At 67.3% G+C, this 25,849-nt stretch carries 23 protein-coding genes; 15 read left to right on the top strand and 8 right to left on the bottom strand.

The genetic code is table 11. From position 1 onward, the window contains the following. Positions 1-37 precede the first annotated feature (37 nt). Together G6032_RS00660 and G6032_RS00665 are read left to right on the top strand one after the other, a co-directional pair. A complete protein-coding gene (locus tag G6032_RS00660; protein WP_165280198.1) occupies positions 38-976 on the top strand; it encodes a hypothetical protein in 939 nt (312 codons plus the stop codon). Between the two features lie 52 nt (positions 977-1,028). Next, on the top strand, positions 1,029-1,238 hold the full coding sequence (locus tag G6032_RS00665; protein WP_165280199.1) for a SlyX family protein: 210 nt from the start codon (positions 1,029-1,031) through the stop codon (positions 1,236-1,238). 6 nt (positions 1,239-1,244) lie between these two features. Here the strand turns inward: G6032_RS00665 and G6032_RS00670 are convergent, their stop codons facing one another. Continuing rightward, the gene (locus G6032_RS00670; RefSeq protein ID WP_165280200.1) at positions 1,245-3,191 is read right to left on the bottom strand and encodes an ATP-binding cassette domain-containing protein; all 1,947 of its coding nucleotides are present in this window, start codon (positions 3,189-3,191) and stop codon (positions 1,245-1,247) included. A 120-nt stretch (positions 3,192-3,311) separates the two neighbouring features. Here G6032_RS00670 and G6032_RS00675 point away from each other — a divergent pair, with 120 nt between their 5' ends. The 6 genes from G6032_RS00675 to G6032_RS00700 all read left to right on the top strand — a co-directional run bounded on the left by G6032_RS00675 (position 3,312) and on the right by G6032_RS00700 (position 8,547). Next, positions 3,312-3,992, top strand: a complete 681-nt coding sequence (locus G6032_RS00675; protein ID WP_165280201.1) for a DUF480 domain-containing protein — start codon at positions 3,312-3,314, stop codon at positions 3,990-3,992. A gap of 70 nt (positions 3,993-4,062) precedes the next feature. Continuing rightward, positions 4,063-4,806 (top strand): MliC family protein, encoded by a 744-nt coding sequence (locus G6032_RS00680; RefSeq protein WP_165280202.1) that lies wholly within the window; start codon positions 4,063-4,065, stop codon positions 4,804-4,806. A 2-nt stretch (positions 4,807-4,808) separates the two neighbouring features. Next, positions 4,809-5,564: a hypothetical protein gene (locus G6032_RS00685; protein ID WP_165280203.1), complete on the top strand. Its 756-nt coding sequence runs from the start codon at positions 4,809-4,811 to the stop codon at positions 5,562-5,564. 41 nt (positions 5,565-5,605) lie between these two features. Beyond that, the gene (locus G6032_RS00690) at positions 5,606-7,279 is read left to right on the top strand and encodes a carbon starvation protein A (protein ID WP_165280204.1); all 1,674 of its coding nucleotides are present in this window, start codon (positions 5,606-5,608) and stop codon (positions 7,277-7,279) included. A gap of 6 nt (positions 7,280-7,285) precedes the next feature. Then, positions 7,286-7,558 (top strand): cory-CC-star protein, encoded by a 273-nt coding sequence (locus tag G6032_RS00695; RefSeq protein WP_206211722.1) that lies wholly within the window; start codon positions 7,286-7,288, stop codon positions 7,556-7,558. Beyond that, on the top strand, positions 7,549-8,547 hold the full coding sequence (locus G6032_RS00700; RefSeq protein WP_165280205.1) for an ArsA family ATPase: 999 nt from the start codon (positions 7,549-7,551) through the stop codon (positions 8,545-8,547). Before G6032_RS00695 ends, G6032_RS00700 begins: the two co-directional genes overlap by 10 nt. Here the strand turns inward: G6032_RS00700 and pdxH are convergent. Next, positions 8,525-9,160, bottom strand: a complete 636-nt coding sequence (gene pdxH / locus G6032_RS00705) for a pyridoxamine 5'-phosphate oxidase (protein ID WP_165280206.1) — start codon at positions 9,158-9,160, stop codon at positions 8,525-8,527. The two genes, G6032_RS00700 and pdxH, sit on opposite strands and share 23 nt — an antisense overlap. 159 nt (positions 9,161-9,319) lie before the next feature. On the opposite strand from pdxH, the gene G6032_RS00710 reads away from it, so the two are divergent. Next, the gene (locus tag G6032_RS00710; RefSeq protein WP_165280207.1) at positions 9,320-10,894 is read left to right on the top strand and encodes a peptide ABC transporter substrate-binding protein; all 1,575 of its coding nucleotides are present in this window, start codon (positions 9,320-9,322) and stop codon (positions 10,892-10,894) included. A 100-nt stretch (positions 10,895-10,994) separates the two neighbouring features. Then, entirely contained in the window at positions 10,995-11,624 is a 630-nt protein-coding gene (locus G6032_RS00715; protein WP_165280208.1) for a glutathione S-transferase, read from the top strand. A gap of 14 nt (positions 11,625-11,638) precedes the next feature. Here the strand turns inward: G6032_RS00715 and G6032_RS00720 are convergent, their stop codons facing one another. The 5 genes from G6032_RS00720 to hppD all read right to left on the bottom strand — a co-directional run bounded on the left by G6032_RS00720 (position 11,639) and on the right by hppD (position 16,076). Next, positions 11,639-12,115, bottom strand: a complete 477-nt coding sequence (locus G6032_RS00720; RefSeq protein WP_165280209.1) for a hypothetical protein — start codon at positions 12,113-12,115, stop codon at positions 11,639-11,641. A 92-nt stretch (positions 12,116-12,207) separates the two neighbouring features. Beyond that, positions 12,208-12,897, bottom strand: a complete 690-nt coding sequence (gene maiA / locus G6032_RS00725; protein WP_165280210.1) for a maleylacetoacetate isomerase — start codon at positions 12,895-12,897, stop codon at positions 12,208-12,210. Continuing rightward, positions 12,872-13,858 (bottom strand): fumarylacetoacetate hydrolase family protein, encoded by a 987-nt coding sequence (locus G6032_RS00730; protein ID WP_165280211.1) that lies wholly within the window; start codon positions 13,856-13,858, stop codon positions 12,872-12,874. The genes maiA and G6032_RS00730 overlap by 26 nt, the downstream gene beginning before the upstream one ends. Next, positions 13,855-14,985 carry a homogentisate 1,2-dioxygenase gene (locus G6032_RS00735; protein ID WP_165280212.1) on the bottom strand — a complete coding sequence of 377 codons (1,131 nt, stop codon included), beginning with the start codon at positions 14,983-14,985 and terminating at the stop codon, positions 13,855-13,857. Before G6032_RS00735 ends, G6032_RS00730 begins: the two co-directional genes overlap by 4 nt. A gap of 32 nt (positions 14,986-15,017) precedes the next feature. Next, on the bottom strand, positions 15,018-16,076 hold the full coding sequence (hppD, locus tag G6032_RS00740; RefSeq protein WP_165280213.1) for a 4-hydroxyphenylpyruvate dioxygenase: 1,059 nt from the start codon (positions 16,074-16,076) through the stop codon (positions 15,018-15,020). Positions 16,077-16,181: 105 nt separating this feature from the next. Here hppD and G6032_RS00745 point away from each other — a divergent pair, with 105 nt between their 5' ends. Further along, complete coding sequence (locus G6032_RS00745; protein ID WP_165280214.1) at positions 16,182-16,643, top strand: MarR family winged helix-turn-helix transcriptional regulator; 462 nt, start codon at positions 16,182-16,184, stop codon at positions 16,641-16,643. Positions 16,644-16,659: 16 nt separating this feature from the next. Here the strand turns inward: G6032_RS00745 and G6032_RS00750 are convergent, their stop codons facing one another. Further along, positions 16,660-17,499, bottom strand: coding sequence for a tryptophan 2,3-dioxygenase family protein (locus tag G6032_RS00750; RefSeq protein ID WP_165280215.1), 840 nt, complete (start codon positions 17,497-17,499; stop codon positions 16,660-16,662). Positions 17,500-17,636: 137 nt separating this feature from the next. On the opposite strand from G6032_RS00750, the gene pdhA reads away from it, so the two are divergent. Genes pdhA through G6032_RS00770 form a run of 4 tightly spaced genes read left to right on the top strand, consistent with a single transcriptional unit; the run spans position 17,637 to position 25,823 of the window. Continuing rightward, positions 17,637-18,719, top strand: a complete 1,083-nt coding sequence (pdhA, locus tag G6032_RS00755; RefSeq protein WP_165280216.1) for a pyruvate dehydrogenase (acetyl-transferring) E1 component subunit alpha — start codon at positions 17,637-17,639, stop codon at positions 18,717-18,719. Further along, positions 18,719-19,696, top strand: coding sequence for an alpha-ketoacid dehydrogenase subunit beta (locus G6032_RS00760; protein WP_165280217.1), 978 nt, complete (start codon positions 18,719-18,721; stop codon positions 19,694-19,696). Before pdhA ends, G6032_RS00760 begins: the two co-directional genes overlap by 1 nt. Before the next feature lie 5 nt (positions 19,697-19,701). After that, on the top strand, positions 19,702-20,967 hold the full coding sequence (locus tag G6032_RS00765; RefSeq protein WP_165280218.1) for a dihydrolipoamide acetyltransferase family protein: 1,266 nt from the start codon (positions 19,702-19,704) through the stop codon (positions 20,965-20,967). Continuing rightward, positions 20,964-25,823, top strand: a complete 4,860-nt coding sequence (locus G6032_RS00770) for an NAD-glutamate dehydrogenase (RefSeq protein WP_165280219.1) — start codon at positions 20,964-20,966, stop codon at positions 25,821-25,823. Before G6032_RS00765 ends, G6032_RS00770 begins: the two co-directional genes overlap by 4 nt. Positions 25,824-25,849 lie beyond the last annotated feature (26 nt).

The raw sequence follows: 25,849 nt of genomic DNA on the forward strand, positions 1-25,849 counted from the left end.
CGCGCACGCGACGAGCGGCGATGCGATAATCCCGCCCATGAAACTCATCGGATGGCTCATGCTGGGGCTTTTCCTGGCGACGCTTGCGTGGGGCGCCTGGTGGCTCGCCGACCACACCCGGTTGCGGCACGACGCCTTCGTCGCCCACCGCGGCGCGGTGCCGGTGGCGGAAACGGAAGCGATCGTCTCCCACCCGGGCGGGTTCACCAGCCAGGCGGTGCACCTCAGCACCGCTACTGGCTTGAGGGTCGATGCGCGCCTCCTGCGGCCCACCGTCCAGGATGCGCCGCTGCCGGTGCTCGTGCTGCTCGGCGGTCACCGCACCGGCCGCAATGCCGTGGATCTCGTCGGCCATCCCGGTCCGTTCGTCATGGTCGCCCTCGACTACCCCTATCACGGGGATATCGAGATTCGCTCGATCGGCAGCTTTTTCCGCGGCTTGCGAGAGGTACAACAGGCGCTCCTGGATACGCCGCCCGCGGTGTCCGTCGCGCTCGACTGGCTCGCCACCCAGCCGTGGGCCGATACGGACCGCGCCGAGCTCGTCGGGGTGAGTTTCGGTGCGCCCTTCGTCGCCGTGGCGGGCGCGCTGGACGAACGCTTCCGCCGCGTATGGATCATTCACGGCGGGGCCGGCAATCGGGGCTGGATCGAGCACAACCTGGAGGATCGCGTGCCGCAGGACTGGCTGCGTCCGGCGGCCGCTTGGCTCGCCCACCTGCTGGCTCATGGCAGTTCTTTCGATACCGAATCGTGGGTTGCGCGCATCGCACCGCGTGAACTGATCGTCGTCGGCGCGCGCGACGATGAGCGACTTCCCGAGCACAAGGTCGAGAAGCTCTATGCGGCCGCCCGTCAACCCAAGGAACTGATCTGGACCGAAGGCGGCCACATCGATCCGCGCCGCCCGGAACTCGTGCGTAAACTGCTGGAACTGGTGCGCGATCGCATCAGGGCCGATCATGGCGCGCGTTGACGATCGGGCGGCGCACCGCATCAACCCACCGGCATCCCCCGGACATGACGGAATGAACGACAGCAAGCGACTCGAAGACCTCGAATCCCAGCTCGCCTACCTGGAGCGCGGCAACCAGGAGCTCGGCGACGTCGTCTATCGCCAGCAACAGGCGCTGGATGCCCTGGCGGCACGCGTCGAGCGCCTGGCGGAACAGCTGCGCGCCGCGATGGAGCAGGGTCCGGAGCACTCTGCGGCGGACGAGAAGCCGCCGCATTACTGAGCGCCGTCAGCGCTCCCGGCCGGCGGCCAGGGCGGCGCGGCGCTCCTCGAGCGCCAGCCATTGGTTCGTCAGGCGGTCATGTTCGGCCTGCTTCCGGGCCAGGGCATCGATGACCGGCTGGGTCAGTTCCCAGGGCTGCGCGTAGAACTCCGGCGCCGCCATCCTGGCCTCGAGCGCGGCGATTTCGTCTTCCAGCGCATCGATCCGTCCCGGCAGCGCATCGAGCTCGCGCTGCTCCCGGTATCCCAGTTTGTGCGCCGTGCGCGCCGGCCGCCCGGAACCCCCCGGCGCCTCTGCGGGCGTCGCGCCCGGTCGCGGTGCCGCACCCTCCGAAGACATCGCCTCCGCCGGCGCTTCCATCTCTGCCAGCTCGCGGCCGCGCCGCACCCAGTCGCTGTAGCCGCCGACATATTCGACCAGTTGTCCGCCCGCCTCGAAAACGAGGATGCGGTTCACGACGTTATCCAGGAACTCGCGGTCATGGCTGACGACGAGCAGGGTGCCCGCATACTCGGCCAGGCGGGCCTCGAGCACTTCGAGCGTTTCCACGTCGAGGTCGTTGGTCGGCTCGTCGAGCACCAGCAGGTTGCTCGGCTGGGTGAACAGTTTCGCCAGGATCACGCGGTTGCGTTCGCCCCCGGACAACGCGGCGACCGGCGTCAGGGCCCGCTTGGCGGTGAACAGGAAGCCGCCGAGGTAGCCCACGACGTGCTGCGGCTTGCCGTTCACGACGACGTGGTCGCGGCCGTCGCCGACGTTGTACGCGACGCTCTTGTCGTGCTCCAGCAACTGGCGCATCTGGTCGAAATACGCGATCTCCAGGTGCGTGCCCTGCTTGATGGTGCCGGCCTGCGGCTCCAGCTCGCCGAGCAGCAGCTTCAGCAGGGTGCTCTTGCCGACACCGTTGTTCCCCACCAGGCCGAGGCGGTCGCCGCGCATGATCTTCAGGTCGAGTGCGGTGATCAGGGGCTTTCCGTCGTAGCCATAACTGACATTCTTCGCCTGCAGGACCTTGCGGCCGGAGCTTTCGGCCTCGCCGATGCTGATCCGCGCGGTGCCGGGGCGCTTGACACGCTGGGCGCGCTCCTCGCGCAATGCCTCCAGCGCGCGCACCCGGCCCTCGTTGCGGGTCCTGCGCGCCTTGATGCCCTGCCGCACCCAGGCTTCCTCGCCGGCCAGCTTGCGGTCGAACTCGGCGTTCTGCCGTTCTTCCTCCTCGATGGCGTCGGCCTTGCGCCGCAGGTAGTCACGATAGTCTCCCGGCCAGCTGACCAGCTTGCCGCGGTCGATTTCCGCGATCCGGGTGGCGAGGCGCTGCAGGAATGCCCGGTCATGGGTGATGAACAACACCGCGCCCGGCCAGTTGACGATGCGCTGCTCCAGCCACTGGATGGAGGACAGGTCGAGATGATTGGTGGGCTCGTCGAGCAACAGCAGGTCCGGCCTGCTCACGAGCGCCCGCGCCAGTGCGGCGCGCCTGCGCCACCCGCCGGACAGCGCGCCGAGCGGCTGATCGCCGGGCAGCTTCATCTCCGTCAGAAGCGTGTCCACCGCGCGTTCGACGTTCCAGCCGTCGGCCGCGTCGATCCGCCGGTGCAACGCCTCGAGATCACTCAGTCCGTGCGAGCCGAGCTCGGTGTGGGCCAGCCGCTCGTATTCCGCGACCAGGGCGCGCACGGGTGCCAGTCCTTTCATCACCGATTCGCGCACGGTGGAATCCAGCTCGTCGGGCAGATCCTGTTCGAGCCGGCTGACGCGCAGTCCGGCGCGCGCCTGTATTTCCCCGTCGTCCGGCGCGATGCTCCCCGAGATGAGCTTGAGCAGCGAAGTCTTACCCGCGCCGTTGCGCCCGATCAGGCACACGCGCTCGCCGGCCTCGATGGTGAAATCCGCAGCCGAGAGGATGGCCTGGTCGCCGAAACGTAGTGAAACCTGGTCGAATCGAAGCAGCATGGACTCGTGACGATGGTCGGGCGCGAGGCCTGGCCCGTCATTCTATCCTGCCGGCTTCCGCGCCGCGGATTTATACCTTAGGCTGCCGAACCGCACGCCTGTCGTTCGTGGAGAACCTTAATGCGCACAGAGTTGACCCCCCTGGAAGCCCGCGTCATCGGCAGCCTGATCGAGAAAGAAATCACGACGCCCGATCAGTATCCGCTGTCACTGAATGCCTTGACCGCCGCATGCAACCAGAAAAGCAACCGTGACCCGGTGCTGGAGCTCGGCAGCAGCGAAGTCCAGGAGATTCTCGACGGATTGATGAAAAAACACCTCGTAACGGACCGCAGCGGAGGCGTCGGGGGCCGCGTCACCCGCTACCGGCACCGTTTCTGCAATACCCAGTTCGGCAACCTCCACCTCGAGCCCGCCGAGCGGGCCATCATCTGCGAGCTGCTGTTGCGCGGCGCGCAGACGCCGGGCGAATTGCGTACCCGTGCCAACCGCCTGGCGCCATTGCGCGACGTGAGCGAGGTCGAGCAGGCGTTGCGCAACATGGCGGGCCGCGAGGAGCCACTGGTGGTCCAGCTGCCGCGCGAAACAGGGCGGCGGGACTGCCGCTGGATGCAGCTGTTCACGGGCGAGACGCCACCGCCGCCTGCGGCAGCACGCGACGACAAGATGGCCGCGGGATCACGCAACGAACGTCTCGAGATCCTGGAAGGGCGTGTCGATTCGCTGCAGTCCGAGCTCGAGGAATTGCGCCGCCGCATCGATGCGCTCACGGGGGACACCGACCCGACGGCGCGCGGATGAGTTCCCGTGTCGCCGGCGCACGGACGGGTCTGCTAGCATTGAGGGTATGACGAGTGAAGGAGTGACCCCCATGCGTAACATCCTGTTGCCCGTGCTGGCGCTGGCCTGCGCGGGGGCGACAGGCTGTGGCCGCAGTGAGGTACCTACCGAGCCGCCACCGACGCCCACGCGACCCCCGGCAACCATCGGGAGCGAGCCCGAGTCGGCGCCGCAGATCGAGGACGTGATCGCGCGCGAGCCGCTCACCGGGTCGTTCAGCTTCGAAGCCTATGCCTACGAGTGCAACGGGCGGCGTGTCACGGTGCGGCCGGGGGACGAGGAACTGACCCTGGAGGTCGGCGAGCGGTCCATCGTCCTGCCGCAGGTAGAGGCGGCCTCCGGCGCGCGCTACGCCGCCGACGACACCGTGTTCTGGGGCAAAGGCATGAACAGCGCGACGCTGACCCTCGATGGCGAGGAAATGACCTGCGAACTGAACCGTGCCGATACGCCGTGGGTGGACGCGCGCGCGCGCGGTGCCACGTTCCGCGCGGTGGGCCAGGAGCCCGGCTGGCATATCGAAGTGCACCCGGAGCGGCTGGTGATGGTGTACCAGTACGGCGAGCGAAAGGTCGTGGTGCCGAACCCGGGCGTCGTCGAGGATCCCGACCTTCCGACCCGTCGCTGGCATTCGATCACGGAGGAGCACGATTTGCTCCTGGTCGCCCAGGATCGCGCCTGCACCGACGTCATGAGCGGCACGATGTACCCGATCACGGCGGAGGTCACGCTCGACGGCCGCAATTATTCGGGCTGCGGTCGGAACCTCGACTAGGCATGCCCCAGGCGCGCCCCCCATCTCCGGAGGCGACCGCGACCCTGGCCATTGCAGCGCGATTCTGCGGCCCTACCGATTCGGGCAACGGCGGCTACACCTGTGGCCGGCTCGCCGCCGGGCTGCCACTGCCCGTCGAAGTGACGCTGCGAAAGCCGCCGCCGCTCGATCGCGCACTCCCCGTGCAGAGCCGTGACGGGGAACATGTGCTCCTCGATGACGATGGCACGGCCATTGCCCAGGCCCGCCATGTCCCGCTCGCGTTGCCGTTGCCGCCCGCGCCCGAGCCGGAGACGGCCGCCCAGGCCGCAGCGCACTATCACGGCCTGCAGACTCATGCCTTCCCCCACTGTTTCGTCTGCGGCCCGGCGCGTGCGCCCGGGGACGGGCTGCGGCTGTTCGCCGGCCGCGTGGCCGAGAAGGAACTGGTCGCCTGCCTGTGGACGCCCCATGCCGACCTCGCGCATGATGACGGCAAAGTGCGATCCGAGTTCCTCTGGGCGGCGCTGGATTGTCCCGGGGCGTGGGCCTGGCTCGACGAAATGGAACGGCCGCTCGTGCTGGGGCGCCTGGCGGTAGACATCGCGCAGCGGGTGATCGCCGGCAAGTCATACATCGTCGGCGGCTGGCGGCTCGGCCGCGAAGGCCGCAAGCATTTTTCCGGCACCGCGATCTGGCGTGCGGACGGCACGCCCTGCGCGTGGGGCCGGGCAACCTGGATCGAGGTGGACCCTGCGCGTTTCGGGTCCTCCGCCTGAGCAACCAATAAAACAAATAGATCCAGACAAAGGGGAAGCAGATGAGTGCTGTGACGATGTTGCTGTTCGGCCTGGCGATGCTGGCCGGCGGATATCTCTTCTATTCACGTTTCATCGCCGAGCGAATCTATCGGCTCGATCCGGATTTCCGCACGCCGGCGCACGAGTTCCGGGACGGTGTCGATTACGTGCCGACCAACAAGTTCGTCCTCTGGGGGCACCACTTCACGTCCGTCGCCGGCGCCGCACCCATCGTGGGACCGGCGATCGCCGTCATCTGGGGCTGGGGACCGGCCTTCGTCTGGGTCATTTTCGGCACCATCTTCTTCGCCGGCGTGCATGATTTCGGCGCGCTCTGGGCCAGTGTCAGGAACAAGGGAAAATCGATCGGCACGCTCACCGGAAACGTGATCGGCGCGCGTGCGCGTAACCTGTTCCTGGTCGTGATCTTCCTCCTGCTGCTGATGGTCAACGCCGCATTCGCGGTGGTGATTTCCAACCTGCTGGTGTCCACCCCGACGGCCGTCATTCCGACCTGGGGCGCGATCCTCGTGGCGCTGGTGATCGGGCAGCTGATCTATCGCTACAAGATGGGGCTCCTCTGGCCGTCCATCATCGGTGTCGTCGCGCTCTACAGCCTGATATTCATCGGCAGCAGTTTCCCGATCGAGCTGCCGGCCAGCGTGCTGGGGCTCGGGCCGCGCTCGCAGTGGATCCTTTTGCTGTTCCTCTATGCCGGGATCGCCTCGATGCTGCCCGTCTGGGTGCTTCTCCAGCCGCGCGACTACATCAACGGCCTGCAGCTGTTCCTCGGCCTCGGGCTGCTTTACGGCGCCGTGCTGATCGCGGCGCCGGACGTGGTCGCGCCCGCGTTGAACCAGAATGTCCCGGCAGGGACGCCGAGCCTGTTGCCGCTGCTGTTCGTCACCATTGCCTGCGGCGCGATCAGCGGCTTCCACGGCCTCGTGGCCTCCGGCACCAGTTCCAAGCAGCTCGACAAGGAGACCGACGCGCGCTTCGTCGGCTACGGGGGCTCCGTGGGCGAAGGCATGCTGGCGCTCGCAGCCATCATCTGCACGACCGCCGGGTTCGCGAGCCTGGCCGACTGGGAGGCGATCTACTCGAAGTTCGGCGCGGGCAGCGTGGGCGCGTTCGTGCAGGGCGGCGGCAGTATTCTCAGCGCCGGCTACGGCATGTCGACCCAGCTCGGCGCAACCATGCTGGCGGTGATGGCCATCCTCTTCGCGGCCACCACGATGGACACGGGGTTGCGCCTGCAGCGCTACGTGATCCAGGAAGCGGCGGAGGTCGCGGGCGTCAAGGTCAACGTGGTCTTCAGCACCCTCCTCGCCCTGGGATTCTGCCTGGCGCTGGCTTTCGGCGCGGGCGCGGACGGCGCAGGCGGCATGGTCATCTGGCCGCTGTTCGGCACCACCAACCAGCTGCTGGCCGGCCTGACGCTCTCGATCATCTCCGTGATCCTGATCCGCCAGGGACGGCCGGCCTGGTTCACGGCCGTGCCCCTGGCTTTCCTGCTGACGATGTCCGTGTTCGCCCTGCTGGTCCAGCTCGGGCAGTTCTACCGCCAGGAGAACTGGCTGCTGCTCGGCATGGACATCGTGATCCTGCTGGCCGCGTTGTGGGTGATCTTCGAGGCGGCGGTGGCCATGAGCCGGGGCACCAAGGGGGTCCCGGCGATCGAGACCGAGGTCTAGCGGTCGATGAGCGAGGTCCGCCGGCCGGGTCGCATGGAACGGCTTTCCGCGGCGCTGCGGGAGTTCTATATCGCCCCGTACCGGCGGACCTTCGCACGCCTGAAGCGTGACGAGGACGACCTCTTCATGCTGCTGGTGTTCTCGGAGACGCTCGGCGTGCCGAATCCCGCCTCCTGGTACACGCTCGAGATGATGCCGGTCCTCTACGAGTCCTTCCACGACTGGCATCGCCGCATGGGCATGGAGCATTCCCCGCTGGATCACCTGCGGTGCTGTTGAAGCTCGCTGCCGACCGACGGGTACTGTTCTTCGGCGGCAAGGGGGGCGTCGGCAAGACCACGGTGGCCAGCGGGGTGGCACTGGCCGAAGCGGAGCGGGGACGCCGCGTCATGCTGGTATCGACCGACCCGGCGCACAACCTGGGTCACCTGTGGAACCGCGCCGTGGGGCCCGAGCCGGTGCGGCTGGCACCGGGACTGGACGGCGTGGAACTGGACCCGGATCGCGTGGTGGATGCGCATCTCGCCGAGGTCGGCACGGCCCTGCGCAGGCTGATGCCGGAGCATCTCGCCGGCGAGGTCGATCGCCACATGCAGATGTCGCGCGAGGCGCCGGGCATGCAGGAGGCCGCGCTGCTGGAGCGCATCGCCGAAACCGTGGCGCGCGGCCTCTCCGAGCACGACCTGCTGGTCTTCGACACGGCCCCCTCGGGGCATACGGCGCGGTTGATGGCCTTGCCGGAAATGATGGCGGCGTGGACGGAAGGGCTGCTGGCGCGGCGCACGCGCGCGGGGCGCTTCGACACCGCGCTCGGCAATCTTGGCGGCGAAGCCGAGATGGGTGACCGGCTGTTCGGTGGCGGGCCCGGCGAAGGGGGTGGCCGCGACGACCGGATCCGCCACCTGCTGAATCGGCGGCGGGAACGTCTCGCACTGTTGCGCGACACGCTGGCGGACAAGTCGCTGACGGCTTTCGTCATCGTGCTTGCCGCCGAACGCCTGCCGGTCCTCGAAACGCTCGAACTGGCCGAAAAGCTCGGCGTCGCAGGCGTCACTGTCGGGGGGCTGGTGGTGAACAAGCGCTCCCCGGAGGATGCCGGGGAGTTTCTCGCCGCGCGGCGGCACCAGGAAGCGGAACACCTGCAGACGCTCGATGCCGGTCTGCCGGGCCTGGCGCGCATCGAGTTGCCGCTGAGCGCTCACGATATCGTGGGCCCTGCGGCGTTGTCCGAGTTCGCCGCCCTGATCAGGGCGCGAGACGCTCGATGACCCAGGTGTCGTCGATGCGCCGGTAGCGGAAACGATCGTGCAGGCGCGACTGCCGCCCCTGCCAGAACTCGATCTCCTCGGGACGCACCCGGTAGCCGCCCCAGAACGACGGCAACGGCACGTCCCCCGCGGCGAACTTGCGCTTCAGTTCATCGAGTTTCATTTCGAGCACGGACCGTGAACTGATCACCGCGCTCTGCTCGGAGACCCAGGCGCCGAGCTGGCTGTTGCGCGGGCGCCGCGCAAAATAACGCATCGCCTCCGTGGCGCTGATCCGCTCAGCGCGGCCGCGAATATTTACCTGGCGCTCCAGCGACTGCCAGAAGAACAGCAGCGCGACGGCCGGGTTCTCGGCCATCTCGCGCGCCTTGCGACTCTCCATGTTCGTGAAGAATACGAAGCCGTCCACATCGAAGTACTTCAGCAGCACGGTGCGCGCATTCGGCCGCCCGTCCAGTCCGCTGGTGGCCAGCGCACAGGCATTGACCTCCGGCTGGGCGACCTCGCGGGCCTGCCCGAACCAGCGACCGAATTGCTCCACGGGGTCCGGATCGAGATCGACGCGACGAAACGGTTCGCCGCTGTATTCGTTCCTGAGGTCGCCGATGTCCATGTCGATGCTCCCGCCTGTAGGATTTTCGTTTCCGGCCCAGCGTACTGCCACGGCCAGACGCCTGGCTACGCCCCGTCGTTCCCGGCCCGGCCGCAGGGGTCGAAGCCCGCGGCCCCAACCGTTATTCTAGTTCGCGTGAACTGCCGATGGAGATTCCCCGTGCGCCGTAGCGCCGCAGCGCTGCTGTGCGTGCTCGTCGCCCTGCCGGCCGCGGCCGACGGCGTGCTGCGGGTGGGCAACCCGGGGCATCCCGCCTCGCTCGACCCGCACCGCATCACCGGCGTCTGGGAGAACCGGATCGTCGGCGACATGCTGATGGGCCTGACCACCGAGGGGCCGGATGGCGCGGTGAGCGCCGGCGCTGCGACAGACTGGAGCGTTTCGGCAGACGGCCTCCGCTACGAGTTCACGCTGCGCCCGCACCGCTGGTCCGACGGCCCGCCCGTCACCGCGGAGGATTTCGTCTATTCCTTCCGCCGCATGATGTCCGGCGACACGACTTCGCCCTATGCCCAGTTCTTCTGGGTGATCGAGAACGGGCGCGCCGTGACCACCGGGACGTTGCCGCCCACCGCCCTCGGCGTGGAGGCGCTGGCGTCCGATCGGCTCGAGATTCGCCTCGAGCGGCGCACCCCCTATTTCCCCGGACTCCTCATGCACTTCGCGGCCTTCCCGGTCCCGCGGCATGCCATCGAGGCGCATGGCGAGGACTGGACCGACCCCGGGCGAATGCCGGCCAACGGCGCTTTTCGCCTGGCCGCAAGGCAGCCCAACGACCACGTGGTGCTGGAAAAGAACCCCGCGTTCTTCGCGGCGGACGACGTGCGGCTCGAGGGCGTGATCTATTTCGGCCTCGAGGACCGCGACGCCGCATTGCTGCGCTTTCGGGCGGGCGAACTCGACGTGTTGCGTGATTTTCCCGCGGGGCGCACGGCGTGGCTGGAGGACAACCTGCCCGAGGCCGTGCACGCCTCACCCATGCTCGGCCTGTCGTTCCTCGCTGTGAATCACGCGCGCGAAGCACTGCGCGACGAACGGGTCCGCCAGGCGTTGTCGATGGCGATCGACCGGCGGATCCTGGCGACGCAGGTGCTCGGCAGCGGCGAGCGCCCGGCCTGGAGCCTGGTCCCGCCCGGCACCGCGCATTACGCCGCGCCGGCGCAGGTCGCATGGCGCGACGAACCACTGGCGAAGCGGCAGCTGCGCGCCCGCGAACTCATGGCCGCCGCCGGCTGGCACCGCGACAGGCCGCTCCACCTGAAACTGCGCTACCCGCTGTCGGACAACGATCGACGCGTGGCCATCGCGATGCAGTCGATGTGGCGCGCGATATTCGCCGACGTCACGCTGGAACGCGCCGAGACCGCCGTGCATTACGCGGCCCTGCAGCAGGGCGACTTCGATCTCGGCCTCGCAAGCTGGCTGGCCGTCTATGACGATCCGCAAACCTTCACCCTGCTGCTGCAGACGGACAGCGGCCCCAACAACCTCGGCGACTACTCGGACGCCGACTACGATCGGCTCACGGACGAGGCGTCGGGCCGTGGCGACATGAGCGAACGGGCGAAGCTGCTGCGCGAGGCCGAGGCGCTGGCCATGCAGACCCAGGCCCTGATCCCGCTGTATCACCACGCTTCGCGCAACCTGGTCGGCCCGCGCGTCGTCGGCTGGAGCGACAACCTGCTCGACGTCAATCGCAGCCGCTACCTCGGCCTTTCACCACCGTACGACTGAACGCGGCGCGGCGGCGGCTGGCGGCTGGCGGCTGGCGGCTGGCGGCTGGCGGCTGGCGACTGCGCTATGATCCGGGCACCACGGCAGCGAGGTCCAGGCCATGAAACTCTACGATATGCGGGTCGCGCCCAATCCACGCCGGGTGCGCATCTTTATTGCCGAGAAAGGCCTCGATGTGCCGCGTGTGGAAATCAATATTCGCGCCGGAGAGAATCTCGAGCCCGCCTTCCTCGCCATCAATCCGCGCGGGCTCCTGCCCACGCTGGAGCTCGAAGACGGCACGGTGATCGACGAGACCACGGCGATCTGCCGTTACTTCGAGGGACTGCATCCGGAGCCGCCGCTGCTGGGCACGACGCCGCTGGAGCAGGCCATGGTGGAATGCTGGAACCGGCGCATCGAGTTCGATGCGGGACAGCCCGTGATCGACGCGTTCCGCAACAGCTACCCGCCCTATGCCGAGCGGGCGATCCCCGGCCGGAGCGGTACGGCGGCCATTCCCGGCCTCGTCGAGCGCGGCCGTGCACGCCTCGCGGACTTCTACCCGGCCATCGATCGGCGCCTCGGCGAGTCCGAGTACGTGGCGGGCGGGCATTTTTCCCTCGCCGACATCACGCTGCTTTGTATCGTGGATTTCGCGGTGGCCGTCAAGCTGCCGGCCCCCGAGGGCTGCGCGCATTTCGCGCGCTGGCATGCCCAGGTATCCGCGCGGCCCAGCGCGCAGGCCTGACCGGGGCCAACGGCTCAGCGACGCTCCTCGAGGCGCCGTTCCAGCTCGGCCACCTTGTCCCTGAGTTCGTAGACGCTGCGGGCCAGTTCATGCAGCGACTGCGGCACGAAGGATCCGCTCGGAGGACCGTGGAACAGGGCGTTCATCTCCTTGACGAAGCCCGGATCCTCGAGCGCGATCCCGCCGAGATCCGAGAGCCTCGAGCGCGGCCTGGCCGCCGGGGACAAGGCCTGGACGGCCACCTGGCAGGCGGCCTCGCGACGCGCGTCGTCCAGCATCTCCGGATGCTGCCACCAGCTCACCTCCGTCACCTGTTCGGGGTGCGGCAACGACTGGCGCAAGGCCTCGCTGGGCCCGTCGCCGCCGAACAGGTGCTCCGCGGCGTACTCGCGCAGGTTGGACGCCGAACCGACGAGCAGCGGGCGATCATGGGCGTACAAGGCATAGACCCCCGGTGCGGCAGGAATCTTGTCGAGACTGAATATGCTCATCGATATGCTCCCGTGGCTGTTTGCCCTACCCTGATTCTAGACGCTCGCGGCAGTCTCGACGCGTGTCGCGGAGGGCCGCTGCCTGCCGTCGCTCAGGCTCCCGCCACCGCGTCGGCCTGGGCATCGGCGGCCGCGGCGGTGAACGCCGGCAGGACCGCGCAGGCCGCCTCGATACGCAACAACTCGGGCAGCCCCTCGAGCGAGCAACCGTAGCGCCGCGCGTTGTACAGCTGCGGCACGAGGCAGCAGTCGGCCAGGCCGGGGGCATCCCCGTGACAGAAGCGGCCGGTCTCCGGCGCCGCGGCAATGCGCTTCTCGAGCGCCCGCAGACCTTCCTCGACCCAGTGGCAATACCAGTCGCGGCGCTGCGCCGCGTCGAGGCCGAAGCGTCCTTCCAGCTGTTGCAGGACGCGCAGGTTGTTGAGCGGATGGATGTCGCTGGCAACCAGCTGCGCCAGGCTGCGTACCCGGGCGCGCCCGGCAGGGTCGGGCGGCAGCAGGGCCGGCGCGGGGCGCGTTTCTTCGAGATACTCGATGATCGCCAACGACTGCGTCAGCACGAGCCCGTCGATCTCGAGCGCCGGCACGAGTCCCTGGGGGTTGAGCCGCAGAAAAGCCGGCTGGCGCTGCTCGCCGCCGCCGCGCACCAGGTGGACGGGCGTGGCGCTCCATTCCACGCCCTTCAGGTTCAGCGCAATCCTGACGCGCCATGCGGCGGAGCTGCGCCAGTAGCCGTGAAGCCGGGGCAGCGCCCGGTCAGCGGCGGTAAGGTTCGTAGACATGCTCGATGCTGCCGAAGATGTTGCGTCCCGCACCGTCCAGCATCTCGATGCGCACCCGGGCGCCGAACGAAAGAAAGGGCGTGCTCGGCTTGCCGTCCCGGATGATTTCCAGCATGCGCTTCTCCGCCATGCAGGATGCGCCGAGCGACTCGTCCTGGTTGGCGACCGTGCCCGAGCCGATGATGGTCCCCGCTGCCAGCGGCCGCGTCTTCGCGGCGTGCGCGATCAGCTCGTGGAAGGAAAACTGCATGTCCGCACCGGCCTCCGGGGCGCCGAAGCGCTCACCGTCGAGCCAGGTCAGCAGCGGCAGGTGCAGCTTGCCGTCGCGCCACGCGTCGCCGAGCTCATCCGGCGTCACCATCACCGGCGACAGGGCCGAGCGCGGCTTGCTCTGCACGAAGCCGAAGCCCTTTGCCAGCTCGGCGGGGATCAGGTTGCGCAGCGAGACATCGTTGACCAGGCATACGAGCTGGACATGGTTCGCGGCTTCCGCCGGACCGACGCCCATCGGCACGTCCCCCGTGACGACGCAGACCTCGGACTCGAAATCGATGCCGAATTCCTCGCTGGACACCGGGATCGTGCCGACCGGGGGGAGGAAACCGTCGGAGGCCGCCTGGTACATGAGGGGATCCTCGAGAAAACTGGGCGGCATCTCGGCACCCCGGGCGCGGCGCACCCGCTCGACGTGGGCCAGGTAGGCGCTGCCGTCGAGAAACTGGTAGGCGCGCGGCAGCGGTGCGGCGAGATCTTCTATGCGCAGCGCGAACCGTCCCTCGACCGAACCTGCTTCGAGCGCGGTGGCGAGCTCGGCCAGCGCCGGCGCAGTGCGATCCCAGTCGTCGAGCGCCGCCTGCAGGGTCGGTGCGATGTCCCGCGCGACCACGGCGTGCCCCAGGTCCGCGCTGACCACCACGAGGGTGCCGTCGCGCCCTCCGGCTCTCAGGGTGCCCAGTTTCATGCCGCGCCTCCTTTCCAGCTGTCCACGTAAGCGTCCCACTCGATACCGGCCGCCGCCTCATCGACCTCGAGGGCATCGCGCGTGTCGAGCATGACGGCGACCTCGTTGGTGCCCGGCGCGGACTGGGAAAGCATGTTCTTGAGCGCCTTGGGATGCGGTCCGTGCGTGAAGCCGCAGGGATGCATGGTGATCATGCCCGGATGGATGTTGTCCCGCGAGAAGAACTCTCCCGCATGGTAGAAGATCACCTCGTCGAAGTCGTCGTTGTTGTGGAAGAAGGGAACTTTCAGCGCCTCCGGATCGCTCTCGAAGGGACGCGGCACGAAGGTGCATACCACGAAGCGCCCGGCCAGGAAGGTCGTGTGGGCCGACGGCGGCAAATGGTAGCGGTGCGACATGAGCGGGCGGATCGCTCGCCAGTTGATGCGCACGGGCGCCAGGTCGCCCTTCCACCCGACGGCATCGAGGGGGTTGTAGGGATAGGTGATGGTGGAGACGGCGTCGCGGCGCTTCACCTCCACCCGCCAGGTCTGCTCGTCCTGCTGTGCGCGGAAGCGCTCGTCGATCGCCGGCGTGTCCAGCATCGCTTCGTCGAAAATCGCATGTGGCCCGACCAGCCCCTTGTCGGGCAGGCAATAACTGTCGTTGGTGGCCTCGATCAACAGGGCCGAGATCGGCGCAGACACTTCGAGGCGCCACATGGTCCCGCGCGGCAGCACGAGATAATCGCCGGCCACGAGCTCGAGATGGCCGTAATCGCAGAACAGCTGCGCTTCCCCCGAGTGCAGGAAGAGCAGCTCGTCGCCATCCGAGTTCCGCGCCAGCGCCGGCATGTTGCGCTCCAGCGTCCAGTGGCGAAACTTGACCGCGGCATTGTGCAACAGGCGGCTCGCCGCCCAGGGCGAATCGGCCGCGGCACCGAGCCGGTTCGTGTCGAAGGCGCGTGGGCGCAGCGGGCCCTCGAAATCGCTCCACCCGGTCGGGGGACGGCGATGGTACATGTGCGTCGCGGGGCCGAAGAACCCCTCCTTGCCCAGCTCCCGCTCGAAGGTGCCCTCGGGCAGGTCCGCATGCGCCTGGCGCGAGCTGCGGCCCTCGATCTTCGGGAAGGAGATCCGTTTTTTCATCGTCGTGAGGCTCCCGTGGTCTAACCCGTGGTCTAGATGACGCCGCGCCGTTCCTGGTCGCGCTCGATCGATTCGAACAGCGCCTGGAAATTGCCTTCGCCGAAGCCCTCGTTGCCCTTGCGCTGGATGATCTCGAAGAAGATCGGACCGACGCAGGTCTGGGTGAAGATCTGCAACAGCAGGCGTTCGCGTGTTTCGTTGTCGGCGTCGATCAGGATGCGGTTCTCCGCCATGCGCGGCAGGTCTTCCTTGTGTCCGGGCATGCGGTCGTCGACCATCTCGTAGTAGGTGTCCGGCACGTCGAGAAACTCGATCCCGTCGGCGCGCAAGGCCTCGACGGACGCGTAGATGTCGTCGGTGAACAACGCGATGTGCTGGATGCCCTCGCCGTGGTACTCCTCGAGATACTCCGCGATCTGCGACTTGTCGTCGGTCGCCTCGTTGATCGGGATTCTCACCATGCCGTCCGGCGCCGTCATGGCGCGCGACACGAGGCCGGTCTTGGCGCCCTTGATATCGAAGTAACGGATCTCGCGGAAATTGAAGATCCGCTCGTAGAAGCCGGCCCACTTGTCCATGTTGCCCTGGAAGACGTTGTGCGTCAGGTGGTCGATGAACGTGAGGCCGTATCCTGCAGGATGGCGATCCACCCCGGGCAGGTACTCGAAATCCATATCGTAGATCGAACCGCGCTCGCCGTAACGATCGACCAGGTACAGGGCGCTCCCGCCGATGCCGGAGATGACCGGGCCGCGCACCGCGAGGGTTGCGGGCTTGTTGGTCAACGGGTCCGCCCCGCGCTCGATGGCCCAGTCGTGGGCACGCTCGGCATTCGCGACACGGATCGCGAAACCGCAGGCGCTCGGGCCGTGCTCGCGGGCGAAATCCGCCGCGAAGCTGTCGGGTTCCTCGTTGACGAGAAAATTGATCTCGCCCTGCCGGTAAAGCGTGATCTTCCGCGCGCGATGGCGGCCGATCGCGGTGAAGCCCATGTGGCGAAACAGGCTGTGCAGCAGCGCAGCATCAGGTGCGGCGAACTCGACGAATTCGAAACCGTCGATCCCCAGGGGGTTGTCATGAACCTCGGTCATTGGATATCTCCGCAGGTCTTGCAGCATGTACAAGAAGGGTTGATTAGTTACATATGAAACTATTATAGTCCCAGAGGGTTTTAGGCAACAAGCTGCATTGCACCAATGAACGACGAGATTCTGGTCCTCGAGACCTTTCTCCCCTATCGGCTTTCGGTACTGTCGAACAGGTTGAGCACCGCCATCTCGGCGGCCTACTCGCAGCGCTTCGGCCTTTCCATTCCCGAGTGGCGCGTCATGGCGGTGCTTGCGCCGGCCCCGGGCCTGTCGGCAGCACAGGTGGCCGAACGCACCGCGATGGACAAGGTCGCCGTGAGCCGTGCCGTGCGCCGCCTGCTCGAAACGGGCCGCGTCCAGCGAGAATTCGTCCAGGGCGACCGGCGACGCAGCGCGCTGGAGCTCACCGAGGCGGGGCGACAGATCTATCGTCGGGTGGCGCCGGCGCTGCGTGACTACGAAGCGACCCTGCTCGAGGTGCTGGACGACGCACAGCGGCGCGCGCTGGACGCCCTGCTCGACAAGCTGGAAGCGCACGCTGCGACACTGCAACCGCCGCGCATCGCGTGACTCGCCGGCCGTGGCTTCATTCGATTTCCGTGCGCACGTCGATCAGTTCCGGAAACAGCCGGATATCGATGGCCGCCCTGAGGAAGCGCACCCCGGACGATCCGCCGGTGCCGCGCTTGTGCCCGATGATCCTTTCCACGGTCTTCAGGTGACGGAAGCGCCACAACTGGAAATTGACCTCGACATCGACGAGTTTCTCGCACATGTCGTAGGCGTCCCAGTAGCGCTGCGTGTCCTCGTAGATCGTCTTGAACACCGCCACCACGCCCGGATGGGAATCACAGGGCTCGGACCAGTCGCGCGTCACCCGCTCGGGGGGCACGGGCAATCCCCGCCGCGCCAGCAGGCGCAGGAACTCGTCGTAGATCGAGGGCGCTTCGAGGGCGGCCTGCAACCGTTCCAGCGCTGCAGCATCGTGCCGGAACACCACGAGGGAATCCTTGTCCTTGTTGCCGAGCAGGAACTCGAGGAGACGGAACTGCATCGACTGGAAGCCGGAGGCCTGGCCGAAGACGTGACGGAAGCGCGCGTATTCGGCGGGCGTCAGGGTCTCCAGCACGCCCCACTGGTGGAACAGCTGCTGTTGCACCAGCTTGACCCGCGCAAGAACCTTGAAGCAGGGCTCGATGCGGTCCGCCCGCATCGACGCGATGGCCGCCTCCAGCTCGTGAATGATCAGTTTCATCCAGAGTTCCGCAACCTGGTGCTGCACGATGAACAGCATCTCGTCGTGATGCGGCGGATCGGACAAGGGCTGCTGGGCCCCCAGGATCCGGTCGAGTCCCAGGTACCCCGCATAGCCGAGCCGGTCCTCCAGGTCACGGTGGATACCGGCTTCCATTTTTCTTCTTCCCATCGAGCGCTCCTGCTGCGGCGACGCAGCATCCGGTGGGCTGGGCGCCGCCCTCTGCGGCGGCGGGCGCGGTGTATAATGCCGCGCTATTTGCGGTCCGGCGATCCGGCCCGCGACCAGAATATCAGGAGGATGACGTCGTGAAGACCATTGCGGAGTTTCGGATCCCGTATCGACAGGTGCTGGACCCGGATGGCAGCGTCGTCGCGGACCTGCCGGCTTTCGCCAGCGACCCCGAGGAATTGCTCCGCGTTTACCGCCTGATGGTGCTGACACGCACCTTCGATACCAAGGCGATCAACCTGCAGCGCACCGGCAAGCTGGGCACCTACGCATCCAGCCTGGGGCACGAAGCGGCTCATGTAGGCGTCGGCGCCGCCATGCGGCCCGAGGACTGTTTCGCACCGATGTACCGCGAGTACGGCGCGCAGTTCTGGCGCGGCGTGAAAATGGAAGAGGTGCTGCTCTACTGGGGTGGTGACGAACGGGGGAACCGCTTCGCGGGCCCGCAGCACGATTTCCCCTGGTGCGTGCCGATCGCCACCCAGTGCCTGCACGCGGCGGGTGCCGCAATGGCCTACAAGCTGCGCGGCGAGCCGCGTTGCGCCGTGAGCGTGATCGGCGACGGCGGCACCTCGCAGGGCGACTTCTACGAGGCGCTCAATCTCGCCGCGGTCCGTGACCTGCCGGTGGTGTTCGTGGTGGTCAACAACAAGTGGGCGATCAGCGTGCCGCTGTGGTTGCAGACGGCCACCGAGACGCTCGCGCAGAAAGCCGTGGCCGCCGGCATGCCCGGCATCCAGGTGGACGGCAACGACGTCATCGCCGTGCGGCAGACGATGGAAGAGGCGCTGGAACGCGCACGCAAGGGGGATGGACCGACGCTCGTGGAAGCCGTGACCTATCGCCTGTCGGACCACACCACTGCGGACGACGCGAGCCGCTATCGCGAGAAGGGCGAGGTCGAGGAGGCCTGGAAACTCGAGCCGCTCATCCGTATCCGTCGCTATCTCGAGCAGACGGGCGCCTGGAGCGAGGCCGACGAGGCCGCACTGAAAGCGGACTGCATGCGACAGGTCGATGCGGCCGTGGCCGCCTACCTGGACACCGCGCCGCAGCCGGTGGAATCGATCTTCGACTCGATGTTCGCCACCCTGCCGGAGAGCATGGTCGAGCAACGCGAAACGGCGCGCCGCTTCATGAACTCCGGGGGCCACCACTGATGGCGCAGATCACGCTGATCGAAGGCGTCACCATGGCGCTGGCCTGGGAGATGGAACATGACGACCGGGTGATCGTGCTCGGCGAAGACGTGGGCGTGAACGGCGGGGTGTTCCGCGCGACCGCCGGCTTGCAGCAGCGTTTCGGCGCAGAGCGCGTGATGGACACGCCGCTCGCCGAGTCGATGATCGCCGGCATGTCGATCGGCATGGCTTCGCAGGGCATGCGTCCGGTGTGCGAGATCCAGTTCATGGGTTTCATCTATCCGACGGTGGACCAGATGATCAATCACGCCGGGCGGCTGCGAAACCGCACGCGCGGGCGGATGCACGTGCCGATGGTGCTGCGCGCGCCATTCGGCGGCGGCATTCATGCCCCGGAACATCACTCGGAGAGCACCGAGGCGATGTTCGCGCACATGCCGGGCGTACGCGTGGTGATCCCCTCCTCGCCACGACGTGCCTACGGGCTGCTGCTGGCGGCGATTCGCGATCCCGATCCCGTGGTGTTCCTCGAACCCAAGCGCATCTACCGCCTGCAGAAACAGGAAGTCGTCGACAACGGCGAGGCACTGCCGCTGGATACCTGCTATATCCTGCGGGAGGGTGAAGACGTGACGATCGTGACCTGGGGCGCGATGACCTTCGAGACCCTGAAGGCCGCTGCGGAGCTCGAGAAAGAAGGCATCAATGCGGAGGTCATCGATCTTGCCACGATCAGCCCGATGGACCTCGACACGATCCTGGAATCGGTCGAGAAGACAGGGCGGCTCGTGATCGTTCATGAAGCCGCCAAGAGCTGCGGCGTGGGCGCCGAAGTGGCTGCCGGCGTCGCCGAGAAGGGCATCTGGGACCTCAAGGCGCCCATCGTTCGCGTGACCGGCTACGATACGGTCATGCCGCTGTTCAAGCTCGAGTACGAATACCTGCCCAGCGTCGCCCGCATCATCGACGGCGTCAAAAAGACCTTCGAGGACTAGCCGCAATGAGCGTCAAGACTTTCAACTTGCCGGATCTCGGCGAAGGCCTGCCGGAAGCCGAGATCGTCAGCTGGCTCGTGGCCGAAGGCGACATGGTGAATGTCGATCAGCCGATGCTGTCGGTGGAGACCGCCAAGGCCGTGGTCGAGGTGCCTGCGCCTTACACCGGGCGGATCGCCAAAATCCATGCGCCGGACGGCACGATCCTGCCGACGCATTCCCCGCTCGTGGACATCGACACCAGCGTCGACACGACAGACGCCGCGGCGAGCGGAAGTGTATCCGGCTCCGCGGAATCGACGGCCGCCAAGGTCGATACGCCTGCAGAGCCCGCCAAGCCCGCCGCGACTGCTGACGAAGACCGCGCGGACTCGGGCACCGTCGTCGGCAAGATGATGAGCAGCGACGACGTCCTGGAGGACGCCGATATCGCAGGGCGTGGCCGGCGCCGCACCGCCGGCAAAATTAAGGCCGCTCCGGCCGTCAGGGCGCTGGCCAGGGAACTCGGTGTGAAGCTCGAAGACTGCCGGCCCACCGGGCGTCACGAACGTATCGTGGCCGACGACGTCCGCGCCGCGGCGGCGAGCACGTCGCCCCCCGCACCCCGCCAGGCGCCCAGGGTCAAGCTGCCGCCCGGCGAGCCCGAGCGGTTGCGCGGTCCGCGGCGGGCCATGGCGCAGAGCATGAGCGCCGCGCGGGATCTCGTATCCCAGTGCACGATCTTCGACGACGCCGACATTCACCACTGGGTGCCGGGCCAGGACATCACGGCACGGCTGCTGCGGGCCATCGCCGTGGCCTGCCGGGCGGAACCGGCGCTCAACGGCTTCTATGACGGCGAGAACATGAGCCGCCAGCTCGAGTCGCGGGTCGACATCGCGATCGCCGTAGATACGCCCGAGGGCCTGATCGTGCCGGTCGTCCGCGATGTCGGACAGAAATCACCGCAGGAATTGCGCGCCGACCTGAACGCCATCAAGACGGCGACCCGCGAGCGCAGCGTCAAGCCCGAGGACATGCGCGACTTCACGTTCACCCTGTCCAACTTCGGCATGATGGCCGGCCGCTACGCGACCCCCGTCGTGGTGCCGCCGACGATCGCGATCCTCGGCGCCGGCGGCCTGCGGCACGACATCGTCGCCGTGATGGGCGGCATCGAGACCCATCGGCGCATCCCGTTGTCGCTGACTTTCGACCATCGCTGCGCCACCGGGGGCGAAGCCTGCCGCTTCCTGGCCGCCGCCATCGCGGACCTGCAAAAACACGAATGACGGACACCCTTCCGCAACGCCGCGCCGCCGACGCGCGCAGCCGCTTCCTCGACCAGGTGGTGGCGGCGGCGAGTACTTCGGAGGCCGCGGAAGCGGGCCTGGATGTGGCCGCCTACGTCGCGCAGTACTACCGCAACACCGCGCTCGACGACCTCAAGGACCGCGGGGCGGTCGACCTGGCGGGCGCGGCGTTGTCCCACCTGCGCCTTGCGCTGCATCGCCAGCCCGGCACGCCGCGTATCCTGGTCGGCAATCCTTCGCCGGCCGAGGAAGGCTGGAACTCCCCGCACACCATCGTCCAGGTCGTCACCGACGACATGCCGTTCCTGGTCGATTCCACGAGCATGGCGCTCAACCGCCACGGCAGCTATATCCACCTGACGGTCCACCCGGTGTTGCACGTCCGGCGCGACGACGAGGGGCGCCTGCTCGAGGTCCCCCTGCCGGAGCACGCGGGGCCGGACGCCCGGCTGGAATCCTTCATGCACCTGGAGATCGACCGGGAAACCGCGCCGGACGTCCTGCAGGCGATCCTCGCCCGGCTCGAGCGCGTGCTCGGCGATGTGCGCGCCGCCTGCCAGGACTGGGGCGCGATGCGGGGCCGGGCTCGCGAGATCTGTGCGGAGCTGGACACACGGCCGCCGCCACTCGACCAGGAGATCGTCAAGGAAAGCCGCGAGCTCCTGGAATGGATGGCCGACGACCATTTCACTTTTCTCGGCTATCGTGAGTACGAGCTCATCCAGGGAGAGGACGCAGACCTGCTGCGCCCCGTCCCGGACAGCGCGCTCGGCATCCTGCGCCGTCCCCCGCCGGCCGACGTGCAGCCGACGACCTCGCTCGCCGGTCGGGAAATCCGGCGCCAGGCCCGCTCACGCGACCTGCTGATCATCACGAAAGCCAATTCGCGCGCGACGGTCCACCGCAACAGCTATCTCGACTACGTCGGCGTCAAGCGATTCGACAGCGACGGCCGGGTCACGGGAGAGCGTCGCTTCCTGGGCCTGTGGACGTCGGCAGCCTACAGCCGCACACCGCGCGAAATTCCCCTGCTGCGCGACAAGCTGCGCCGGGTCATCGCCAGCTCGGGACTGCGTGCGGACAGCCACGGCGGCAAGGCGCTGGTCCACATTCTCGACACCTACCCCCGCGACGAGCTTTTCCAGAGCACGCTGGCCGACCTGGTCCGCATCAGCACCGGCATCTATTCGCTCCAGGAGCGCCAGCGCACCAAGTTGTTCGTTCGCCGCGATGCCTTCCGGCGCTTCTTTTCCTGCCTGGTGTTCGTGCCGCGCGAGCGATACAACACCCAGGTGCGCGAGCGGATCCAGGAGATCCTCCTGGATGCCTTTCGCGGTGTGAGCATCGAATCGGCCGTGGAGATGTCCGAGTCCAAGCTGGCCCGCGTCCATTTCATCGTCCGCACCCCGCAGGGCACCGTGCCTCGAGTGAACGTCGGCGCCGTGGAGAAGAAGATCGCGGAAGCCGTGCGAACCTGGGCCGACGAGCTGCGGACGGAGCTGGTGTCGCGTTTCGGCGAGGAAGACGGGCTCGCGCTGCTGCGCGAGTACACGGACGCATTCCCGGCCGCCTACGTCGAGGACATCAGCGCGCGCGAGGCCACCTTCGACATCGAGCGCCTCGAAGCCATCAAGGCGGAGCCGCGGCGATTGCGGATGAGCCTCTACCGGCCGGCCGGCCTGCCCGAGGACCGCGTGCGCTTCAAGCTGTTCCAGGCCGGTGAACCGCTGCCGCTTTCGGAAATCCTGCCGATGCTGGAGAACATGGGCCTGCGCGTGATCAGCGAGCGCCCTTATCGCTTGCGTGCGACGCACGCCAAGGGCCCGACAGAGGTCTGGGTGCAGGACTTCGAGATGCACACGGGCGACGGCATGGCGATCAACCCCGGCAAAGTCAACGACTTGTTCAAGGAAGCCTTCGAGCACATCTGGCTCGGCCGGGTCGAGAACGATGGTTTCAACCGCCTGATCCTGAAGGCCGGCCTCAACTGGAGGCAGGCCGCGCTGCTGCGCGCCCTCTGCCGTTACCTGCTGCAGACCGGCCTGCCCTTTTCGCAGGCGTACATGGAACAGGTGCTCGCGGAACACGCACTGGTGGCGCGCATGCTGGTCGAATTGTTCGAGGCGCGCTCGGATCCCGCGCTTCCCGAGAAACGACGGGAACGCACGACGCTCACGGTCAACCAGGCGCTCGCCCATGCGCTCGACGCCGTGGCCAGCCTGGACGCGGATCGCATGCTCAACGCATTCCGGGCACTCGTCCTCGCCACCCTGCGGACCAACTACTTCCAGTTCGACGAACATGGATCACCCAGGGCCTACCTGTCTCTCAAGCTCGACCCGCACAAGATTCCCGACCTGCCGCTGCCCCGCCCGATGTTCGAGATTTTCGTTCACTCGCCGCGGGTCGAAGGCGTGCACCTGCGCGGCGGGCTGGTGGCGCGCGGCGGCTTACGCTGGTCGGACCGGAGGGAGGATTTCCGCACCGAAGTGCTGGGCCTGATGAAGGCCCAGGCGGTCAAGAACGTCTTGATCGTGCCGGTCGGTGCGAAAGGCGGCTTCGTGCCGAAGAGACTGCCCTCCGGCGACCGCACCCTGGTCATGCGCGAGGTCGTCAGTTGCTACAAGACCTTCATCAACGGCCTGCTGGACCTGACGGACAACCTCGTCGACGGCGTGCTGGTGCCGCCACAGGACGTCATCCGGCACGACGGCGACGACAGCTATCTCGTCGTGGCCGCGGACAAGGGTACGGCCACGTTCTCGGACACGGCCAATGCCGTGGCCGCGGAGCACGACTACTGGCTCGGTGATGCCTTCGCCTCGGGCGGGTCGATGGGATACGACCACAAGAAAATGGGCATCACCGCACGCGGCGGATGGGAAGCCGTGAAGCGCCACTTCCGGGAACTCGGCCGCGATATCCAGAACGAGACGTTCACCGTGGCAGGGATCGGCGACATGAGCGGCGACGTGTTCGGCAACGGCATGCTGCTCTCACGGTGCCTGCGACTTTGCGCGGCGTTCAATCACCAGCACATCTTCCTCGATCCCGACCCCGATACCGAGGCGAGTTTCGCCGAACGCGAGCGCCTCTTTGCGATGCCGCGCTCCAGCTGGGACGATTACGACCGGAATCTCATCTCGGCCGGCGGGGGCGTCTGGTCGCGCAGCGAAAAACTGATCGAGCTCTCGCCGCAGGCGCAGGCGCTGCTGGACGTCGAAACCAGGGCCCTGACGCCGGATGAACTGGTGAAGGCCATCCTGCGCATGCCGGTGGACCTGCTGTGGAACGGCGGCATAGGCACCTACGTCAAGGCGTCCACGGAAAGTCACCTCGAAGTCGGGGACCGGGCCAACGACGCCGTGCGAATCAACGGCAGCGAGTTGCGTTGCCGCGTCGTGGGGGAAGGCGGCAATCTCGGTTTCACGCAGCGCGGGCGCATCGAAGCGGCGCGGGCGGCCACGCGGCTGAACACGGATTTCATCGACAACTCGGCGGGCGTCGATTGCTCCGACCACGAAGTCAACATCAAGATCCTCATCGACATCGCCAACCGTCACCGGCCGCTGACGCCTGCAAGACGCGAGAAACTCCTCGTCGGCATGACAGACGAAGTGGCGTCGCTGGTGTTACGCAACAATTACCTCCAGACCCAGGCGATCAGCATCGCGGAGGCGACCGCCCCGGAGCGGGCCAACGAACACGCCTGGTTCATTCGCCAGCTCGAGAAACGCGGCGGGCTCAATCGCGCCCTGGAATTCCTGCCGGATGAAGAAGAGATCGAGACACGCCGCAAGAGCGGCAAGGGCCTGACCCGGCCCGAGCTCTCGGTCGTCATGAGCTACGCGAAGATGTCGCTCTACGCGGAAATGGTGCGCTCCAGTGTCCCGGAGGACCCGTATCTCGGCAAGGAACTGCAGCGTTATTTCCCGCAGCCTCTGCAAAGCCGTTACATCGACTACCTGCGGGAACATCCGCTCGCGCGGGAGATCATCGCCACGATGATCACCAACAGCCTGGTGAACCGCATGGGTTCGGTGTTCGCTTTCCGCATGCAGGACGAGACCGGGGCCGACATAGCGTCCGTGGCCCGGTCGTTCACCATCGCGCGGGAGGTCTTCGAGATCAGGGCCATCTGGGAAGCCATCGAGAGCCTCGACAACCGCATCGACGCCGCCGTGCAACATGCCATGCTGCGCGCCACCCAGGCGCTGATGAAGCAGGCCTCGCGCTGGTTGCTCGATCGACGCGACGAACTGCCGGACATCGCGGTCGCGGTGGCCCGGCTCAACCCGGGCGTCATGGAGTTGCTGGAGTGCCTGCCGGAAGTGATGCAGGGCGCGCGCCTCGAGCGCTACGAGACCGCAGCGAAGTTGTACGTGGAAACCGGCGTGCCCCGGTCACTGGCGCGCAAGATGGCGGCGCTGGCGCCGATGCATTCCGCGCTCGACATCATCGCGCTGGCCGAAAACTGCACCGTCGGCGTCCGCTATGCGGCCGAGGTATATTTCAGGGTGGGAGAGGCCTTGCAGTTGTACTGGATCTCGGACGAGGTGGACAACCTGCGCGTCGAGGGCATGTGGCAGGCCAAGGCCCGCGGCAGCCTGCGCGACAATCTCTATGGCCTGCACCGCGCTTTGTGCGCCAACATGATGCAGGTCGCGCGCCCGGATCGCGATGCGCGCGCGGCCGTGGACGAATGGCTCGCCGCGCGCAGCGAGCGGGCTGCACATTTCAGCCAGACCCTGGACGAGATGCGGGATGGGGGCTCACTGGATTTTGCCACGCTGTCCGTCGCGCTCCAGGAAATTCGCCGGCTCGTCCAGGACTGACTGCGAGCCGCATGACACAAGGAAGG

This window comes from Wenzhouxiangella sp. XN24, from assembly GCF_011064545.1.
GTDB lineage: Bacteria > Pseudomonadota > Gammaproteobacteria > Steroidobacterales > XN24 > XN24.

Coding starts and splice junctions, on each gene's coding strand:
- G6032_RS00670 (WP_165280200.1), bottom strand. CDS start 3,191: ATGCTGCTTCGATTCGACCAGGTTTCACTACGTTTCGGCGACCAGGCC.
- pdxH (WP_165280206.1), bottom strand. CDS start 9,160: ATGGACATCGGCGACCTCAGGAACGAATACAGCGGCGAACCGTTTCGT.
- G6032_RS00680 (WP_165280202.1), top strand. CDS start 4,063: ATGCGTAACATCCTGTTGCCCGTGCTGGCGCTGGCCTGCGCGGGGGCG.
- G6032_RS00660 (WP_165280198.1), top strand. CDS start 38: ATGAAACTCATCGGATGGCTCATGCTGGGGCTTTTCCTGGCGACGCTT.
- G6032_RS00760 (WP_165280217.1), top strand. CDS start 18,719: ATGGCGCAGATCACGCTGATCGAAGGCGTCACCATGGCGCTGGCCTGG.
- G6032_RS00770 (WP_165280219.1), top strand. CDS start 20,964: ATGACGGACACCCTTCCGCAACGCCGCGCCGCCGACGCGCGCAGCCGC.
- G6032_RS00735 (WP_165280212.1), bottom strand. CDS start 14,985: ATGAAAAAACGGATCTCCTTCCCGAAGATCGAGGGCCGCAGCTCGCGC.
- G6032_RS00675 (WP_165280201.1), top strand. CDS start 3,312: ATGCGCACAGAGTTGACCCCCCTGGAAGCCCGCGTCATCGGCAGCCTG.
- G6032_RS00685 (WP_165280203.1), top strand. CDS start 4,809: ATGCCCCAGGCGCGCCCCCCATCTCCGGAGGCGACCGCGACCCTGGCC.
- maiA (WP_165280210.1), bottom strand. CDS start 12,897: ATGTCTACGAACCTTACCGCCGCTGACCGGGCGCTGCCCCGGCTTCAC.
- G6032_RS00715 (WP_165280208.1), top strand. CDS start 10,995: ATGAAACTCTACGATATGCGGGTCGCGCCCAATCCACGCCGGGTGCGC.
- hppD (WP_165280213.1), bottom strand. CDS start 16,076: ATGACCGAGGTTCATGACAACCCCCTGGGGATCGACGGTTTCGAATTC.
- G6032_RS00730 (WP_165280211.1), bottom strand. CDS start 13,858: ATGAAACTGGGCACCCTGAGAGCCGGAGGGCGCGACGGCACCCTCGTG.
- G6032_RS00695 (WP_206211722.1), top strand. CDS start 7,286: ATGAGCGAGGTCCGCCGGCCGGGTCGCATGGAACGGCTTTCCGCGGCG.
- G6032_RS00690 (WP_165280204.1), top strand. CDS start 5,606: ATGAGTGCTGTGACGATGTTGCTGTTCGGCCTGGCGATGCTGGCCGGC.
- G6032_RS00745 (WP_165280214.1), top strand. CDS start 16,182: ATGAACGACGAGATTCTGGTCCTCGAGACCTTTCTCCCCTATCGGCTT.
- G6032_RS00750 (WP_165280215.1), bottom strand. CDS start 17,499: ATGGGAAGAAGAAAAATGGAAGCCGGTATCCACCGTGACCTGGAGGAC.
- G6032_RS00665 (WP_165280199.1), top strand. CDS start 1,029: ATGAACGACAGCAAGCGACTCGAAGACCTCGAATCCCAGCTCGCCTAC.
- G6032_RS00720 (WP_165280209.1), bottom strand. CDS start 12,115: ATGAGCATATTCAGTCTCGACAAGATTCCTGCCGCACCGGGGGTCTAT.
- G6032_RS00765 (WP_165280218.1), top strand. CDS start 19,702: ATGAGCGTCAAGACTTTCAACTTGCCGGATCTCGGCGAAGGCCTGCCG.